The organism is Aeromonas mytilicola subsp. aquatica, assembly GCF_044336385.1.
Classification (GTDB): Bacteria; Pseudomonadota; Gammaproteobacteria; order Enterobacterales; family Aeromonadaceae; genus Aeromonas; species Aeromonas rivipollensis.
On record NZ_CP172298.1, the window covers coordinates 773,184 to 790,000 of the forward strand.

Annotated in this window: 16 protein-coding genes (1 of these 16 only partly in view); 7 read left to right on the plus strand and 9 right to left on the minus strand. The window is 64.3% G+C overall.

Features of this window, described 5'->3' with window-relative positions; genetic code table 11:
* Positions 1-82 precede the first annotated feature (82 nt).
* The 4 genes from gluQRS to thpR form a co-directional block, all read right to left on the minus strand.
* The gene (gene gluQRS / locus ACFWHB_RS03860; RefSeq protein ID WP_395949494.1) at positions 83-985 is read right to left on the minus strand and encodes a tRNA glutamyl-Q(34) synthetase GluQRS; all 903 of its coding nucleotides are present in this window, start codon (positions 983-985) and stop codon (positions 83-85) included.
* A gap of 113 nt (positions 986-1,098) precedes the next feature.
* Positions 1,099-1,548, minus strand: a complete 450-nt coding sequence (dksA, locus tag ACFWHB_RS03865) for an RNA polymerase-binding protein DksA (RefSeq protein ID WP_005329052.1) — start codon at positions 1,546-1,548, stop codon at positions 1,099-1,101.
* 125 nt (positions 1,549-1,673) lie between these two features.
* Positions 1,674-2,411 (minus strand): DNA/RNA nuclease SfsA, encoded by a 738-nt coding sequence (gene sfsA / locus ACFWHB_RS03870; protein ID WP_368170598.1) that lies wholly within the window; start codon positions 2,409-2,411, stop codon positions 1,674-1,676.
* Positions 2,408-2,953, minus strand: coding sequence for an RNA 2',3'-cyclic phosphodiesterase (gene thpR / locus ACFWHB_RS03875; protein ID WP_395949495.1), 546 nt, complete (start codon positions 2,951-2,953; stop codon positions 2,408-2,410). The genes sfsA and thpR overlap by 4 nt, the downstream gene beginning before the upstream one ends.
* Before the next feature lie 223 nt (positions 2,954-3,176).
* Here thpR and hrpB point away from each other — a divergent pair, with 223 nt between their 5' ends.
* From hrpB to ACFWHB_RS03890, 3 genes are all read left to right on the plus strand, one after another.
* Positions 3,177-5,624, plus strand: a complete 2,448-nt coding sequence (gene hrpB / locus ACFWHB_RS03880; protein WP_395949496.1) for an ATP-dependent helicase HrpB — start codon at positions 3,177-3,179, stop codon at positions 5,622-5,624.
* Between the two features lie 269 nt (positions 5,625-5,893).
* On the plus strand, positions 5,894-8,215 hold the full coding sequence (gene mrcB, locus ACFWHB_RS03885) for a penicillin-binding protein 1B (RefSeq protein WP_395949497.1): 2,322 nt from the start codon (positions 5,894-5,896) through the stop codon (positions 8,213-8,215).
* 41 nt (positions 8,216-8,256) lie between these two features.
* The gene (locus ACFWHB_RS03890; protein WP_106885876.1) at positions 8,257-8,667 is read left to right on the plus strand and encodes an SMU1112c/YaeR family gloxylase I-like metalloprotein; all 411 of its coding nucleotides are present in this window, start codon (positions 8,257-8,259) and stop codon (positions 8,665-8,667) included.
* Positions 8,668-8,748: 81 nt separating this feature from the next.
* Here the strand turns inward: ACFWHB_RS03890 and ACFWHB_RS03895 are convergent, their stop codons facing one another.
* Together ACFWHB_RS03895 and ACFWHB_RS03900 are read right to left on the minus strand one after the other, a co-directional pair.
* The gene (locus ACFWHB_RS03895; RefSeq protein WP_043129665.1) at positions 8,749-9,069 is read right to left on the minus strand and encodes an SMR family transporter; all 321 of its coding nucleotides are present in this window, start codon (positions 9,067-9,069) and stop codon (positions 8,749-8,751) included.
* Entirely contained in the window at positions 9,057-9,449 is a 393-nt protein-coding gene (locus tag ACFWHB_RS03900) for a DMT family transporter (RefSeq protein WP_262111704.1), read from the minus strand. Before ACFWHB_RS03900 ends, ACFWHB_RS03895 begins: the two co-directional genes overlap by 13 nt.
* Positions 9,450-9,607: 158 nt before the next feature.
* Between ACFWHB_RS03900 and ACFWHB_RS03905 the strand changes: the two genes are divergently transcribed.
* A complete protein-coding gene (locus ACFWHB_RS03905) occupies positions 9,608-10,489 on the plus strand; it encodes a LysR family transcriptional regulator (RefSeq protein ID WP_395949498.1) in 882 nt (293 codons plus the stop codon).
* A gap of 64 nt (positions 10,490-10,553) precedes the next feature.
* Here ACFWHB_RS03905 and ACFWHB_RS03910 read toward each other — a convergent pair whose 3' ends face one another.
* Positions 10,554-11,069, minus strand: coding sequence for a DUF2937 family protein (locus ACFWHB_RS03910; RefSeq protein ID WP_139745424.1), 516 nt, complete (start codon positions 11,067-11,069; stop codon positions 10,554-10,556).
* A gap of 212 nt (positions 11,070-11,281) precedes the next feature.
* Between ACFWHB_RS03910 and ACFWHB_RS03915 the strand changes: the two genes are divergently transcribed.
* Positions 11,282-11,998: a phosphatase PAP2 family protein gene (locus ACFWHB_RS03915; protein WP_395949499.1), complete on the plus strand. Its 717-nt coding sequence runs from the start codon at positions 11,282-11,284 to the stop codon at positions 11,996-11,998.
* A gap of 246 nt (positions 11,999-12,244) precedes the next feature.
* The gene (locus tag ACFWHB_RS03920; protein WP_395949500.1) at positions 12,245-13,150 is read left to right on the plus strand and encodes a TSUP family transporter; all 906 of its coding nucleotides are present in this window, start codon (positions 12,245-12,247) and stop codon (positions 13,148-13,150) included.
* Positions 13,151-13,186: 36 nt separating this feature from the next.
* On the opposite strand, the gene ACFWHB_RS03925 is transcribed toward ACFWHB_RS03920, so the two are convergent.
* Together ACFWHB_RS03925 and hemL are read right to left on the minus strand one after the other, a co-directional pair.
* Positions 13,187-14,002 carry a hypothetical protein gene (locus ACFWHB_RS03925; RefSeq protein ID WP_234689809.1) on the minus strand — a complete coding sequence of 272 codons (816 nt, stop codon included), beginning with the start codon at positions 14,000-14,002 and terminating at the stop codon, positions 13,187-13,189.
* A 210-nt stretch (positions 14,003-14,212) separates the two neighbouring features.
* Positions 14,213-15,499 carry a glutamate-1-semialdehyde 2,1-aminomutase gene (hemL, locus tag ACFWHB_RS03930; protein ID WP_395949501.1) on the minus strand — a complete coding sequence of 429 codons (1,287 nt, stop codon included), beginning with the start codon at positions 15,497-15,499 and terminating at the stop codon, positions 14,213-14,215.
* Between the two features lie 222 nt (positions 15,500-15,721).
* Between hemL and clcA the strand changes: the two genes are divergently transcribed.
* A protein-coding gene (clcA, locus tag ACFWHB_RS03935) for a H(+)/Cl(-) exchange transporter ClcA (protein ID WP_234675949.1) crosses the window boundary here: on the plus strand, positions 15,722-16,817 show its 5' portion. Its footprint extends 299 nt past the window's final position; only the first 1,096 of its 1,395 coding nucleotides appear in the window; its start codon is at positions 15,722-15,724; its stop codon lies beyond the right edge, outside the window.

Sequence of the window (16,817 nt, forward strand, 5' to 3'; positions counted from 1 at the left end):
AAGGAAAGACGCTTTCAGTTCCCCTGGTTCTGGCCTGCTCAAATGAGAAACGCGGCGGCCTGCTTTTGCTCCGGGGGCCTGCTTATCTGGCCCCCAGCACTATCTTCTGCTGGCGGGGGACCCGGGCCAGCTGCCAGTGGGCAATGCCCCAGGCGATGATCTCGTCGACGGTATTCTCTCTCAGGCAAGGCGGCGGGCACTGGCCGAGGAACGCGAGGGCCTGCCACAGGGCGGGCCTGACGTCATCCTGTGCCAGTGCCGGCGCATGGTTCTGCTTCGACAGCTTGTTGCCATCCGCCAGCACCGCCAGCGGCAGGTGCACCCAGGTGGGGACGTCAGCCCCCAGGGTCTGGTAGAGGGCAATCTGGCGCACAGTGGGCTCCAGCAGATCGGCGCCGCGCACTATCTCTGTGATGCCGCTGTCCATGTCATCCACCACCACCGCCAGGTTGTAGGCATAGAGGCCGTCCCGGCGGCGCACGATGAAGTCCTCCTCGGCGAGCGCCGCAGGCACAGCGATATGGCCCTGCAACTCATCCTCGAAGTGGTAGACGGGATTATGCTGGCGCAGGCGGGCGGCGCAGCCCTCTGCCGTCAGCCCAAGGGCGCGGCAGTGGCCGTTGTAGAAGCCGCCCGCCGCCATGATCTCGCGCCGGGTGCAGCGGCACCAGTAGAGATCCCCGGCCCGATAGAGCTGATCGATGATCTCGTCATAACGGCCGTGGCGCGCGCTCTGGAACATCACCTCCCCATCCCAGCCGAGGCCATGGGCCTCCAGGGTCTGGAGGATGAGCCCGCTGGCCCCGGCCATCTCCCGCGGCGGATCTATGTCCTCGATGCGCACCAGCCAGCGCCCCTGTTGCGATCTCGCCTGCAAGAAGCTGCCAAGGGCGGCGACCAGGGAGCCGAAGTGGAGCGGACCTGACGGGGAGGGGGCGAAGCGACCGACATGGGGTCGAACAGGGGAGGAGGGAGTCATGGCCATGGGAATTCGGGTAGACGATGCATTGAGGCTGCATTCTGGGATGGTCGCGGGAAAAGCTCAATAAAAAAGGGAGCCTGCGAGCTCCCTTTTTTTGTCCATGTCGATGGGCGGCATCAGCCAGCCATCTGTTTTTCCTTGATTTCAGCCAGCGTCTTGCAGTCGACACAGAGGTCGGCAGTCGGACGGGCTTCCAGACGACGAATACCGATTTCGATACCGCAATGTTCGCAGTAACCAAAGTCGTCTTCTTCGAGCAGCAGCAAGGTCTTTTCGATCTTTTTGATCAGCTTGCGTTCACGGTCGCGGGTGCGCAGTTCGAGTGCGAACTCTTCTTCCTGCGCGGCGCGATCGACCGGATCCGGGAAGTTTGCAGCCTCATCCTTCATGTGGTCGACGGTGCGGTCAACTTCCTGCATCAGTTGGTTGCGCCAGGCTCCCAGGATCTTGCGAAAATGTACCTTTTGTTGGTCATTCATGTACTCCTCACCTGCTTTTACCTGGTAAGGCTCTACACCCGCAATGGCCAGGGGGCCCAGAGATTTCCTGTTTTCGCCTGTTGGCATGCCCTGTCTCCTAATTCAGCACGCTACCCGTGCCATCCATAAATTGAGGGCGGTATCTATAGCAGAAGGGTCAACGGGAGGCAAACAAGCCTTGTCAATAATGTTACCCACTTCAGCATTTATTCTCAGCCCTCGGGTAGCAGATGGTCAGATTCAAATGGAATAAAATCTTGAGCCACCATGCCCTGCACCCCAACATGGGGGCGATAGCATAAAATTTCAACCCCTGCCGCCATCGCCTGCTCAACAAGCTGACTATAGTGCGGATCTATATGGGCTGCAGGGCGCATTCTCGCGATGCCGGAGTGCAAAACCATGAACAACAGCACGGCTCTGTGCCCGGCCGCCTTCATGGCCATCAATTCACGCAAGTGCTTGGCGCCACGGGCGGTGACCGCATCGGGAAAGTAGCCCATGCCCGCTTGTTCCCGCTCGTCGAGCAGGGTGACGGATTTCACCTCTATGTAACAACTCGGCCTGTGATCGTCTTCCAGCAACAGGTCGATGCGGCTGTTCTCCTCCCCGTATTTCACCTCGGTACGCAGCCTGGCATAACCCGCCAGCGGCGCCAGCGCCCCTTGCTCGATGAGCTCACGGGCGATCTGGTTGGCCCGCGCCGTGTTGACGCAGATGAAGTGGCCCGCCGGGCTCTCGGCTATCTCCCAACTGTGGGCCAGCTTGCGCTTGGGGTTGTTCGAGGTGGAGTACCAGACCCGGGTGCCCGGATCGGCACAACCCGTCATGGCGCCGGTATTGGCGCAGTGGATGGTGATGGTCTCACCATCGGCCAGCTGCACATCGGTGAGGAAGCGCTTGTAGCGGGCGATGAGCAGACCGGATTGCAAAGGGGGATCGAAGATCATGGGGTCAGCTCCTCGCTGTTGGTCTCTTTGATGCGGGCACGCAGGGGCCAGCAGGCGATGGGTTCATAGCTGACCCCCTGCGGGGTGCTGACGGACTGGTAGAGGCAGAAGCTGTCCGCCTGCAGCACAAGATCGGGGGCGGGCAGCGCCTCCGGGGCCTCGCCGGCCTTGCGCGACAGGGTGACATGGGGGCGGTAGCCCTGTTCCCCGTTACCAAGCCCCAGCTTCTCGCCGTGGCGACGCAGGGCCCTGGCGAGGACGTTCAGCTCGTTTGGCCACTCGCTGGGCCCCACCCAGGCAGCCCTGGCACGCTGAAACCAGCCGGTCTGATCCAGATGGACGCTGAAAGGGGGGCAGCGCTGCTGTGCGGCGGCGGCGATCAGCCTGTCCCGAGTGGCCTCGTCGGCCTCACCGAGAAAGGCCAGGGTCAAATGCAGATTGCGCTCGGGCACCGGCAGGCCGGGCCAGGGGCGCCGTTCGCGCCAGTCGATCAGGGCAGGGGCAAGCTGGTGCAGGGGCAGGGCAAAGAAGAGTCTGGGCATGCGCAGCGTCGGTCCTCGTGGTACTCACATGAAAGGGCCATTCTATGGCAGCTCGTCTGCGGATGTCTCCTGGTCGCGTCTCGCGCTTGTCCGGGCGGGCTGAGTGCTCCCCGGGTCTGCCCCAACCGGTTGGCGCGCATCCGGCACGGCTGCTGACGGTGGGCGGCTGGCTGTGGCAGAATGGGCGCCGTTTTCCTGGTCATCACAGAAGGTCTTCGCCGTTTTGTCCCAACTCCCCATAGTCTCTGTGCTGCCCGAGCTGTTTGATGCCATCGACAGCCACGCCAGCGTGATACTGCAGGCCCCGCCAGGGGCAGGCAAGTCGACCCTGCTGCCCCTGGAGCTGGTGCGCCTAAACCGGCTGCCCGGTCGCATCATCATGCTGGAGCCCAGGCGCCTCGCGGCGCGCAACATAGCGGGCTTCTTGGCGCGTCAGCTCGGGGAGAAGGTGGGGGAGCGCATCGGGCTGCGAGTGCGGGGCGAGAGTCGCACCAGTGCCGCGACCCGGCTCGAGATAGTGACCGAGGGGGTGCTGACCCGGATGTTGCAGCAAGACCCCGAGCTGACCGGCGTCTCCCTGGTGATCTTCGACGAATTCCACGAGCGCAGCCTGCATGCCGATACCGCACTGGCCTTCGCCATCGAGAGCCAGCAGGGGCTGCGTGACGATCTCAAGCTGCTCATTATGTCCGCCACCCTGGAGGGCATGGCGCTCGAGAGCCTGTTGCCGGACGCCCCTGTGATCCGCTCCGAGGGGCGCGGCTTTCCCATCGACTACCACTACCGCCCCGCCAATCGCCAGCAGTGGCTGGAGCCCCAGGTGGGCGCCGTGGTGCTGGAGGCGCTGGCGGCCCACGGGGGCAGTGCCCTGGTGTTCCTGCCTGGACAGGGGGAGATAGAGCGACTCGCCCAGTGGCTGGAGGGGCGCCTGCCGGATGACGTGCGCCTTGCCCCCCTCTACGGTCGCCTCGACATGGCGGCCCAGCAGGCGGCCATAGAGCCTGCCCCGGCGGGGAGTCGCAAGCTGGTGCTCACCACCAATGTGGCGGAGACCTCCCTCACCATAGAGGGGGTATCCGTGGTCATCGACAGCGGGCTGGAGCGGCGCGCCACCTTCGATCTGAGAAGCGGCGTCACCCGGCTGGAGACCCGTCAGATTGCCAGGGCCTCCGCCACCCAGCGGGCAGGCCGTGCCGGCCGTCTCGGCCCCGGGGTCTGCTACCGGCTCTGGAGCAGCGAAGTGCAGGAGCGCCTCGCCGAGCAGAGTCCGCCGGACATCCTCACCCAGGAGCTGACCGGTCTGCTGCTGGACGCCGCCCAGTGGGGCGCCAGGGTGGAGAGCCTGCCGCTGCTCGACATGCCCCCTGCGGCTGCGGTGGCGAGCGCCCGGCGCCTGCTGGTGGCCCTGGGTGCCATGAAGGCGGAGGCTGAGCAACAACTCACCCCGGCCGGCCGTACTATGGCCGCCTTCGGCACTCATCCCCGTCTGGCGCGCATGTTGTTGCGGGCCCGGGAGCTGGAGGCCGAGGGTCTGACAGGGATTGTCGCCGATGGGGCTTTCCTGGTGGCGCTGCTGGAAGAAGATCTGCGAGGATCCGAGCGCCTTTCCGTGCTCTTCCATCGTCGTCTGGGGGCCCTGCGTCAGGGGGCAGCCCGCTGGTTCGAGCGCCTTGGCGCAAGGCCTGCGACCGCCCAGGGTCAGTGGCTGGGGCTGCTGTGCGCCCTCGCCTGGCCGGATCGGATCGGCAAGCTGCGCAGTGGCAGCCGCTATCAACTCAGTGGTGGGATCGGCTGCGATCTGGTAGAAGGTCACCCATGTCAGGGACAAGGGGCCCTGATCGCCATAGAGATGGGGCAGAACGATCGCGGCAGCCGCATCTTCATCGCCGAGCCGGTGGCGCTGGACGAGCTGGTGCGCCAGCTGCCGGAGCTGGTGAGCGAACGCCAGTGGTTCGACTGGGACGAGCGGGAAGAGCGGGTCCGGGCCGAGCGCCAGCAGGTGATCGGCGAACTGGTGCTCGGCCAGCGACCGTTGACGGATCTCTCTGACGAGCAGAAGGGGCGCTGCCTGTTGCAGGGCATTCGTCGCAAAGGGCTGCACGTGCTGCCCTGGGACGAGGGCAGCGAAGGCTTGCTGGCCCGATTGCGCTGCGCCCGCGACTGGTTGCCCGACGAGGGCTGGCCCGCCATGGACGACGAGAGTCTGCTGGCCCGGCTGGAGGAGTGGCTCTTGCCTGCCCTGAGCGGCATGACCCGGCTGGAGCAGCTCAAGAGGCTCAACCTCTCCGATCTGCTGCGCCAGTCCCTGCCCTGGCCCTTGCCAAAACGGCTGGACGAGGCGCTGCCGAGCCACTTCAGCGCGCCGACCGGCAGCCGGGTGCGGATCCGCTATCAGCCGGGGCAGGCCCCGGTGATCCCGGTGCGCATTCAGGAGATGTTCGGGCAGGGCACGACCCCCTGCGTGGCCGATGGCCGGGTGCCCCTGGTGGTGGAGCTGCTCTCTCCGGCTCAGCGACCGCTGCAGATCACCGCCGATCTCGCCGCCTTCTGGGCGGGATCCTACGAGCAGGTGAAGAAAGAGATGAAGGGGCGTTACCCCCGCCACTACTGGCCGGACAACCCCCTGGAGGCCATGCCGACCAAGGTCACCAAGAAGAAGATGGGGATCTAGGTTGGTGCTGAGCCTAGCTAAGCCCAACTCCAGCAGACGGCCCTGGCCCTCTCCCAGAGGGAGAGGGAACCGATCGAGCCTGGTGTTTGCTCCCTTCTCCTCTCCCTTTTTCAAAGGCATGGGAGAAGGGTTGGGGATGAGGGGTTGGCATCCATTTGTCTGGCGAATGTCTGGCGAAATGAAACCCAGGATCCAGGTTCGATTGGTTAAGCCAGATCGGACGTTCGCGAATGCGGCATAACAAGTAGAAAGGAAAGCAAAGAGGATTTATGGCAACCCAACGACGCAAGAGCCCTCCCAAGAAGGCAGCTCCCAAACGCACCATCTGGCGCAAGCTGTTCTGGCTTGGCTTCAAGCTCTCCCTGGTGGTGGCGGCCTTTATGGTGGTGTTCGGCATCTACCTCGATACCAAGGTGCGCGAGCGCTTCGATGGCGAGAAGTGGCAGTTGCCCGTGATGGTCTACAGCCGCCCGCTGGAGCTCTACCCCAGCCAGCGCCTCTCCCAGACCCAGATGCTGCGCGAGCTCAACATGCTGAGCTACAAGCAGGTGCGTCAGCCCCACACCCCGGGGGAGTACGCGGTCAACGGCAATCGCATCGAGCTGGTACGCCGTCCGTTCGAGTTCCATGACGGCGCCGACGGCGCCCGTGGCCTTCGTCTCACCTTCAACGGTGCGCGGCTGGAGGGGATCCAGTCTCTGGAGAACCAGCGTCAGCTAGGTTATGCCCAGATGGACCCTGTGCTGCTTGACCGCCTCAACACCGAGGACAGGGAGGATCGCCTGCTGGTACGCATCGCCGAGGTGCCGGACAGCCTGCTGGTGACCCTGCTGACCACCGAAGATCGCGATTTCTATCAGCACGGCGGCGTCTCGCCTGTGGCCATCATGCGTGCCATGGTGGCCAATGTGCTGGCGGGTCGTACAGTGCAGGGGGGGAGCACCCTCACCCAGCAGCTCGCCAAGAACTTCTTCCTGACCCGGGAGCGCAGCCTGTGGCGCAAGGCACAGGAAGCCTATATGGCGGTGCTCATCGACTACCGCTACAGCAAGGACGAGATCCTGGAGGCCTACCTCAACGAGGTCTACCTGGGGCAGAACTTCTCGCAAGGGGTCTATGGCTTCGGGCTCGCCTCCTACTTCTACTTCGGCATCCCGGTCAACGAGCTGGACATCGATCAGGTGGCCCTGCTGGTGGGCATGGTGAAGGGGCCTTCCTATTACGATCCCTGGCGCTTCCCCGAGCGGGCCAAGGCGCGCCGGGATCTGGTGCTGAAACTGCTGATGGAGCACGGCAGCCTGACTCAGGCCGAGTATGAGCTGGCCAGCAAGCAGCCCCTTGGCATCATCACCCGGGGCCAGATGAGCTATGGCCGTACCCCGGCCTTCATGGGGCTGCTCAAGCGGGAGATCCAGAACCGCTTCGGCCCGGATCTGCTCAAGCAGTCCGGCCTCAAGATCTTCACCAGCCTGGATCCCATCGCCCAGCACGCCGCCGAGCAGGCGGTCGAGACCGGCCTCGCCACCATCGAGAAGCAGCGCGGCAAGAAGAAGCTGGAGGCGGCCATGGTGGTCTCCGACTGGCACAAGGGCGAGGTGGTCGCCATGGTGGGGGGACGGGATCCCCGTTACGCCGGCTTCAACCGTGCGCTGGATGCCCGTCGTCAGATAGGCTCCCTGGTGAAACCGGCTGTCTATCTCACCGGTCTCTCCAATGGCCTGACCCTGGGCACACCGCTCAAGGATCAGCCGATCCGCATCCGCGGCCAGGATGGCCAGATCTGGACGCCGCAGAACTACGATCGCAAGTTCCGCCAGAGCGTGCCGCTGATGGAGGCGCTCGCCAGCTCCCTCAACGTGCCGACCGTCAACCTGGGTCTGCAGGTGGGGCTCGACAAGGTGGTGGACACCCTGCACAAGCTGGGGGTCCAGCAGGAGATCCAGCCTTATCCTTCCCTGGTGCTGGGGGCGGTGGCGCTCTCGCCCATGGAGGTGAACCAGATGTACCTGCCCATCGCCAACCAGGGGCTGACCCAGCCGCTGTCGGCCATTCGCGCCGTGGTAAACAGCGATGGCAGCCAGCTCTATCAGCATGACGAGACCGCCAAGCGGGTGACGGATCCCCAGGCCAGCTGGCTGACCCTGTTCGCCATGACCAAGACGGTGAGCCAGGGCACGGCCCGGGCGCTCGGCGCCAAGTTCCCCGGCGCCACCATGGCCGCCAAGACAGGGACCACCAACGAGCTGCGGGACTCCTGGTTCGCCGGTATGGACAACAACGAGCTGGTGAGCGTCTGGGTCGGCCGGGATGACAACCAGCCCGCCGGGCTGACCGGGGCCAGCGGTGCCTTGCAGCTGTTCAGTGGCTACATGAGCCAGCGCGGCGTCAACAGCCTGGGGCTGAAGATGCCGGAAGGGGTGAGCTGGGCCAGCTTCTCCCGCAGCAGCGGCGCCCGAGTTGCCAGCGACTGTCCTGGCAGCCTGCAGGTACCGGCCAAGCTGGCGGGGCTGGGGGAGCCCATGAGCTGCGCCAGCCCTGTCTCCAACCCGGTCAACGCGCTGGATCAGTGGTTCGGCGGCTTCTTCAACTAACGAGAACGGGCAGCCTGGCTGCCCGTTTTACAAGGATTGCCATGACACTTCCCCTGCTCGGCGGCATTCACCACGTGGCCATCATCGCCAGCGACTATGAGCGCTCGCGCCACTTCTACCACCAGGTGCTGGGGCTGCCCATCATCAACGAGACCCTGCGGGAGGCCCGCCACTCCTGGAAGCTGGATCTGGCGCTGCCGGATGGCAGCCAGCTGGAGCTGTTCAGCTTTCCAGCCCCGCCACCGCGCCCCTCCAGGCCGGAGGCGTGCGGCCTGCGGCACCTGGCGTTTCGGGTGCAGGCGCTCGATCCCGTCATCGCCCATCTGGAGCGCCACGGAGTGGCCGTGGAGCCGGTGCGGGTGGACGAGCTGACCGGCAGTCGCTTCACCTTCTTCGCCGACCCCGACGGCCTGCCGCTGGAGCTCTACGAGGTCGATGCCGGGCCGGCATGAGCGGGTTTTGCCGCAACATGAGTGCGTAAAAAAGCCGCCCGGCGAACACCGGGCGGCTTTTTCATGGGGCCAGAATGCCCATCACGCCGTGGTCAGCAGGGCCACGGCGACGGCCATGATCAGGATGCCAACCCAGCCGACGGGCTTGAGACGCTCGCCAAACAGCAGCAGGCCGCCGAGGGCGGTGCCCAGGATGCCGATGGCACCCCAGGTGGCATAGGCCACGGCGAGATCTATCCTGCCTGTGCTCACCGCTTCCGAGAGCAGGGTAAAGGCACAGAGCACCAGCAGTATGCCGAGCAGGCCCCAGCCCTTGTGACGAAAACCGAGGGAGCGGTTGATGGCCATGTTGGCCCCCACATCCAGCAGGGCGGCGCCCAGGACGATGATCAACGGGTGCATGGGAGCTCCTTGGCAGGGGTGGCGTCAACCGGCTCGGCATGGGTTTCCCCCAGGGTCACCATAACAATGCCCACTATTGCCAGCGCCAGCCCGACCCACTCCTGCACACTCAGCTCGTAACCAAGGAACAGCACTGAGACGGCGGTGATCAGGGCGATTCCCAGCCCTTCCCACAACGCGAACGCAATACCAATGGAGATTGTTTTGGCGGCCTTGGCCAGCAGCAGGTAGGAGAGGGCGATGAGGAGCCACATCGGCAGATAGTTGAGCCAGCCGGCCTCACTCTCCGGGATCAGGGCCATGGTGGAGGTGCCTGCCACCTCGGTCAGGATGGCGCCCGTCAGGAAGAGGCGGGCCAAAAGCAGGGGACTGAATAACATGGGGTTTCCTTCTGTTGCTACGACGAGGGAGAGGATAGCCGCAGCTGGGCAAGACCCGGGTATCGCTGAGCGTCGATAATTATGGCGCTGACGGTTTGCCTTGGGGGAGGGGCGCGGCGTAAGGTGAGGATGGAACAAGCTGCCACCAGAGCGCGATCATGAAGCTTTATCAGATACAACTCTTTGTAGAATCAGCAGACAGTGGTTCGATTGCCAATGCCGCCAGACGCCTTGGCAAGAGCCGAAGCGCCGTCAGTACGGCGATCGCCGCCCTGGAAGTGGAGCTTGGCGTCGATCTTTTTGAACGAAGGGCCAACCAGAGCCGATTGACCGAGATAGGGGAGCAGGTGCTGGACGACTGCCGGCGGCTGCTGCAGGCGGCCAACAGCCTCAAGCTCAAGTGCGAGCACCACGCCTCGGGCGCCGAGGTGGCGCTCAGGGTGGCGCGGGATGACGCCATCCCCGAGCCGGTCTGGCGCGAGATGCTGGGGGCGCTGCGCCACCAGTTTCCCGGCACCAGCATCTCCCTGGTGCTGGCCTCGCCCCCCGAGCTGCCTTCCCTGGTGGAGGAGGGGTTCGTGGATGCCGCCTTCGGCCTCATCACAGAGGATCAGGAGCGCAGCGGCCTCAACATAGAGGTGCTCAACCCGATCCGCACCCTGATGGTGGTGGCGCCCAGCCACCCGCTGGCGGGGTTGAAGCGGGTGCTGCAGCAGGATCTGACCGATCAGACCCAGGTCACCCTCTCCTATGTGGACGAGTTCTCGGTCAAGAGCCTGCTCCCCATCGGCGGCCAGCACATAGGGTTGTCGAGCTTCGAGCTGATGCGGGATGCTGTGCTGGACGGCCTCGGCTGGGCTGTGCTGCCCTCACCGCTGATCCAGAGCCAGCTGCGCCAGGGGGAGCTGCTGACCCTGAAGCACAAGTTCAGCCTGCAGTGGCGCGATTACGGGGTCTATCTGTCGGAGAATGCCCATCACGGCAAGGTGCTGGCCTGGCTGAAGAAGGCCATCGAGGCCTATCTCGAACCCTTCGAGTAGCCCCTTTCAGGGAGGAGAACGACAACAGGGGCCGCTGGCCCCTGTTGCTTGAGACGGCTGGAGATCAGCGCAGGGCGTGACGGGGGGCGGGCTGGCGCTGGCGAAAGGGCAGCAGGAGCAGGCTGAGCAGCAGATCCCCCAGCAGGGAGGCGAGCAGTCCCACCGCCACACCGCAGAAGATGGCTGCCTGCTTGAGGGGCACCACATAGCCGTAGTTGCGCAGGGTGTCCTGCCAGAGCAGGGAGTCCGCCTGCGACAGCAGGTGGGAGAGCTGCAGGTACCAGGGCTGACCCTGGAAGGCGCGCTCCTGCTGCAGGTGGCGCTGCTGGCTCACCAGCTGCTGCAGGCTGGTGGCATCCTGGGTGAAGACGGGATCCTGGCTGGCGCCGTAATGGGCGATCAGGGCGTCGAGATCGCCGCCAAAGTGCTGATCCGCGGTGCGCTGGAAGGGTGCCAAGCTGAGGCTGGCCTGCTGCAGGCGCGCATCCAGCCGCTGGTAGTAGAGATCGACGATCCCCGGTATCTGCACGCCCGCCAGCAAACCGAGGGCAAACAACATCATGCGAAGGTAGCTGCGCATAGCCATCATCCTGAGTAAAAAGAGCCTCATACTAGCCGCAAGCCCCTGGCGCGCCAAGGTGGTGCTGGCTGCTCCCGGATCCGGGGGGTGGCAGGGCGGGTACAAACAAGATTCAATAGGGTATTTTTTTGTTACATGAATTCTTACATTTTTGTGATTCAAGTCACCGGGAGGCTGACCTAGAATCACCGCTTTTTGAAGGAAGACTCGGCATGAGCAAGTTCATACCTCTCTATCTGATCGGGGGCCTGATTGCCCTCAGTTGGGCTGCCCTGCCGGGTCATGGCCCCTGGGATCACTGGGATCTCGCCACCTTCCAGCTGGTCAATGGCTGGCTGGGCCAATCCGTCCGCTGGGTCGATCTGGTGGCCATCACCAACAATCGCCTGTTCGATCTGGTCGCCCTGGGCTGCATGGGACTGATCCTGGCCACCTGCTTCTTCCGGGCCCAGGGTGAGGCGCGCCGTCGCCTGGTGGCCATAGGGATCGTCATGTTGCTGGGGGCCCTGGTGATCAACCAGCTCGGCCATCTGCTGCCGGTCAGCCGTCCCAGCCCTACCCTGACGGTGGACGGGGCGCTGCGGCTGAGCGAGCTCAGCGCCATCCCGACCAAGGACTCTGCCGGCGACAGCTTCCCCGGGGATCATGCGCTGTTCCTGATGATCTTCGCCGGTTTTGCCCTGCGTTACCTGCCGCGCCGGGTCGCCGTGATCGCCGTGCTGATGGTGCCCCTGTTCTCGGCCCCCCGCATCCTCGCCGGTGCCCACTGGCTGACGGACGTCTATGTCGGTGCCCTCTGCCTCGCCCTCATCTGCCTGCCGCCCTTGCTGCTGACCCCATTGTCGGATCGGTTGATCGACCGCCTGGCTCCCAGGCTGCCCCGCTGGATCGCCGGAAACCCTTGTTGCTTGGGTAACGGAAGGCAATAAAAAGAAGGCGGGTGACCGCCTTCTTTTGCTTATGCCCATCGGTGCTGTGGTCGTCGCGAAATGACCAGGACTACGCCCGATGAGTGCGGGCTTGCGCCCTCAACGACAAGTATTGGCAGAGTCATTCGAGCTTTACCATCAGAAACTGACGGGGCCAAACGTTTGCATCCGATGAAAGCGTGATCCAGACCAGGATTTTTTCTGTGGGCTGCCTTAGAATCGCCGCCCGTTGCTGGAGGTCCCCCTATGCTTGTCACTTTTCTGCGCCTGTTGTTTATCGGTTGCGCCCTGGTCTTTATCTTCATGCTGGTCCACGCCTGGTGGCACAAGCGGCGCCGGGGCGAGCTGGAGTCCACCCCCTTCTGGCCGGTGGCGGCCATCGGCTTCGTCGCCAACTTTCTCGACACCCTTGGGGTCGGCAGCTTCGCCGTCAAGACCGCCTGCTACAAGCAGTTCAAGCTGATCGACGATCGCCTGCTGCCGGGCACCCTCAACGGTCAGTGCGTACTGCCTACCGTGACCCAGTCCCTCATTTTCATCGGCGTGGTCAAGGTGGATCCGCTCACCCTGATCAGCATGATGGCCGCCGCTGCCGCGGGCGCCGCCTGGGGTGCCCGTCATGTGGCCTCGTTCGATCGCCAGACCATCAGGCTGGTGATGGCGGTCTCCCTGCTGGTGGTGGCCGGGCTCATCTTTGCCGGGCTGCTGGGGCTCTTCCCCCTGGGCGGCGAGGCCATGGGGCTCAGTGGCTACAAGCTGGGGATAGCCCTGCTCGGCAACTTCCTGTTCGGGGTGCTGATGAATGTGGGCATAGGGCTGTTTGCCCCCTGCATGACGCTGGTCTATCTGCTGGGGATGAACCCGCTGGCGGCCTTCCCCATCATGATGGGGTCCACCGCCGTGCTCAGCGTCTTCTCGGCGGGCACCTTCATCCGCAAGGGGGCCTTCGATGCCAGGGCCGTGCTGGCGGTGGCTCTCTTCGGCCCCATCGGTGTGGTGCTGGCGGCCATGCTGGTACAGTCCATGGACATGGAGATGCTCAAATGGCTGGTTGCCTTCATCGTCATCTACACCTCCTGGACCATGTACGCCTCCTGGCAGGCTGCGCGCCGTCAGCCCGAGTCTCAGCTGGCCGGTGCCGCCAGCTCGTGATGCCATAAATGAGGAGATTCGGAGTCTGGCGAAGGCTTATCCGGTCCGCCTGATCCGGCCATGCCGCCTGGTGAGCGGCGCTTGCTGCGGGGCCGCCGCTGGCCGCTGGCTGGAGGCGACCAGGGCGGCCTCGGCCTTGGCCCCGAGGAAGACATAGAGTCCCAGCGCCAGCAACAATCCCACGGCGCAGCCCATCACCCCCACCGCGGGCCAGAGCAGTTCGTTCTGGCCGAGGGATCCCTTGAACAGCAGCAAGAGCCCCTCGATGGAGACAGCGATCAGGATGGCGGCGATGAAGCGGGTGATGGTGCGGCGAATGGCACTGTGGCGGAAGATGTCCTTATGCAGCAGCACCTCCTCCTCCAGTATGGTCTTGCCCAGATCGAACACCGCCAGCGCCAGGGTCAGGAAGATGATGGCGCTGAAGGCGCCGAGCCGGTTCTGCTGGGTGCCGCACAGCAGCAGATAGAGCTGCTCTAGGCCATGCCAGATCAGGGTTCCCACGATGAGAAACAGCGCCAGGCTCAGGATCACGTAGACGGCCCTGAACCAGGGGATGGCGCGGCGCCGCTCCCTGTCCCCCATCAGCCAGGCGATCAGCTGGTGCAGATTGATCTCGAGCTCGCGGCCATGGCCCTGCACCTTCAGTCGCAGCTGCCCCTGCGGGGCCGGAATGGGGGGCAGGATCCCCGCTCTTGCCTGGCTCTCGCCCAGGCTCTGCACGCTCAGCACGAAGGGATAGGCCTTGAGGGCCTCCTGGGGGAGGGTGAGCAGCCCCAGCAATAGGGGGGTCAACTCGGTTTCGTACTCCTGATAGCGCCGCAGCACGTCGATGGGGCTCATCTCTGCCATATGGACCTCGGTCAAGTGGGCTCCTGAATAAAGCAGTGCAAATAGTGGGCCCGCTTTATGACAGCCAATGTGGTGGTGGATGCACCAGCAAGTGGCAAACAGCGGCGAGAAGAGAGAAGGGCCTGCACCAGAAGGGGGCTCTGGCAGGGCGAGACGACAGAGGCAACAAAAAAGGGCCCTTCATGGGCCCTTGGTTCATTCCGGCAGGGCTCAGCCTGCCAGCTTGGCGAAGCTGCGCTCGGCGGCGGCCAGGGTGTGTTCGATCTCCTTGTCGCCGTGGGCCAGTGACAGGAAGCCCGCCTCGTAGGCGCTCGGCGCCAGATAGACACCCTCTTCCAGCATCAGATGGTAGAAGCGCTTGAAGCGTTCCATGTCGCAGCGGGTCACCTGCTCATAGCGGGTGATCTCGGTCTCTTCGGTGAAGAAGAAGCCGAACATGCCGCCCACATAGGTGATGGCGAGCGGGATGCCGTGTTTGGCAGCGGCGGCTTTCAGCCCTTCCGCCACCCGGGCCGTCTTGGCGCTCAGCTGCTCATAGAGACCCGGCTCCAGCAGCAAGTCCAGCATGGTCAGACCCGCAGCCATGGCCACAGGGTTGCCGGAGAGGGTACCCGCCTGATAGACGGGGCCGGTCGGGGCTATGTATTGCATCACCTTCTTCTTGCCGCCGAAGGCGCCCACCGGCATGCCGGCCCCGATGATCTTGCCGAGGGTGGTGAGGTCGGGATCTATGTTGTAGTGGCCCTGGGCGCCGCGCAGGGAGACCCGGAAGCCGGTCATCACTTCGTCCAGGATCAGCAGGGCGCCAAACTCGTCACAGATGGTGCGCAGCCCTTCCAGGAAGCCGGGCACCGGCGGGATGCAGTTCATGTTGCCCGCCACCGGCTCGACTATGATGCAGGCGATCTCGCTGCCGTACTGGGTGAAGGCTTCGCGCACCGAGTCCAGTTCGTTGAACACACAGGTGAGAGTGTGTTTGGCAAAGTCGGCCGGTACGCCCGGGCTGTTGGGCTGGCCCAGGGTCAGTGCGCCGGAACCTGCCTTCACCAGCAGGGAGTCGGCGTGGCCGTGGTAGCAACCCTCGAATTTGACGATCTTGTCGCGGCCGGTGTAGCCACGGGCGAGGCGGATGGCGCTCATGGTGGCTTCGGTGCCGGAGTTGACCATACGCACCTGCTCCATGGAAGGCACTATCTGGCGTACCTTCTCGGCCATCAGCACTTCGATCTCGGTGGGGGCGCCATAGCTCAGCCCCTTATCCACCGCCTTGATGACGGCGGCCTTGATGGCCGGGTGGTTGTGACCCAGCAGCATGGGGCCCCAGGAGCCGATGTAGTCTACATAGGCCTGACCATCCACGTCATAGAGGTAGGCGCCATCGGCGTGATCGATGAAGCGGGGTGTGCCGCCGACCCCATTGAAGGCGCGGACCGGTGAGTTGACGCCGCCCGGAATGGTCTGGCGGGCCTGTTCAAACAGCTGATCTGATTTTGACATGGATCATCCTTAATGGGATTTTGGTCGTCACCCGGGCGCAGGCGGTCGATTGCGGCTCGGCAGGCTGCGGTGGGAGGAGTATGCTTTGCGCTCTCGCCACCCGGACTCCCGGTCTGCACCCGTGATAAATGAAACGGGCCGACTATAGCAGAAAGGCCCTGTGCTGGGCAGCCGAGCCGAGGCCGGGTGTTTCCGACCCTCGTTAGATGAGCGTGAATACCCATGGTGCAACAAGCTATCCCCCCTCGCGAGGCGACCACACAAGGTCGCCCACCTGCCCTGCAGCGCCTGATCCAGCGGGACAAGATGCCGCTGCTGGTGCTCTTGCTGGCCGCCCTGGTCGGTGTTTTGGCCGGACTGGTCTGCGGGTTGTTTGAATCCGGTGTGCACTGGCTGGCCCAGCAGCGAGTCCTGCTGCTGGCCGACCGCCCCTGGTGGCAACTCGGTCTGCTGGGCTTTGGTTTCAGCGCCCTGCTGGGGTTTGTCGGCTACTTCCTCACTCATACCTTCGCCCCGGAAGCGGGCGGCTCCGGCATTCCCGAGATAGAAGGGGCCATGGACGAGCTGCGCCCGGTGCGTTGGTGGCGGGTCTTGCCGGTCAAGTTCTTCGGCGGCATCTGTACCCTGAGCTCCGGCATGGTATTGGGGCGGGAGGGCCCCTCGGTGCAGATTGGCGGCAACCTCGGCAAGATGGTGGCGGATATCTTCCGGCTTCCCAAGGAGCATGGTCATGCCTTGCTGGCGGCGGGGGCAGCTGGGGGCCTGGCCGCCGCCTTCAATGCGCCGCTGGCGGGGATACTCTTCGTGATGGAGGAGATGCGGCCGCAGTTTCGTTACTCCTTCCTCGCCATCAAGGCGGTGGGGATCTCGGCCGTCATGGCGACCCTGATGCTGCAGAACATGAAGGGGCAGGCGCCAGTCATCAGCCTGCCCCACTACGATGCCCCGGCCCTGAAGGCGCTCTGGCTCTTCCTCTTCATGGGGGGCTGTTTCGGCGTGCTGGGCTTCGTGTTCAACAAGCTGGTGCTCGCCTGTCAGGACGGCTATCTGGCCCTGCACCAGAACAAACGCCACCGCTTCGTCGCCATCGGCATGCTGGTGGCAGGCACCTTCGGCGTGCTCTCGCTGTTTGCTCCCTCGGTGACCGGTGGGGGAACCGAGCTGATCCCTCATCTGGTGGGGGGCGACTATGCGATGGCGACCCTCTTCCTCATCTTCTCGGTGCGACTGATCGCTACCCTCATCTGTTTTTGTTCCGGCGCCCCCGGCGGCGTCTTTGCCCCGACCCTGGCACTCGGCACCCTGTTCGGGGTGATCT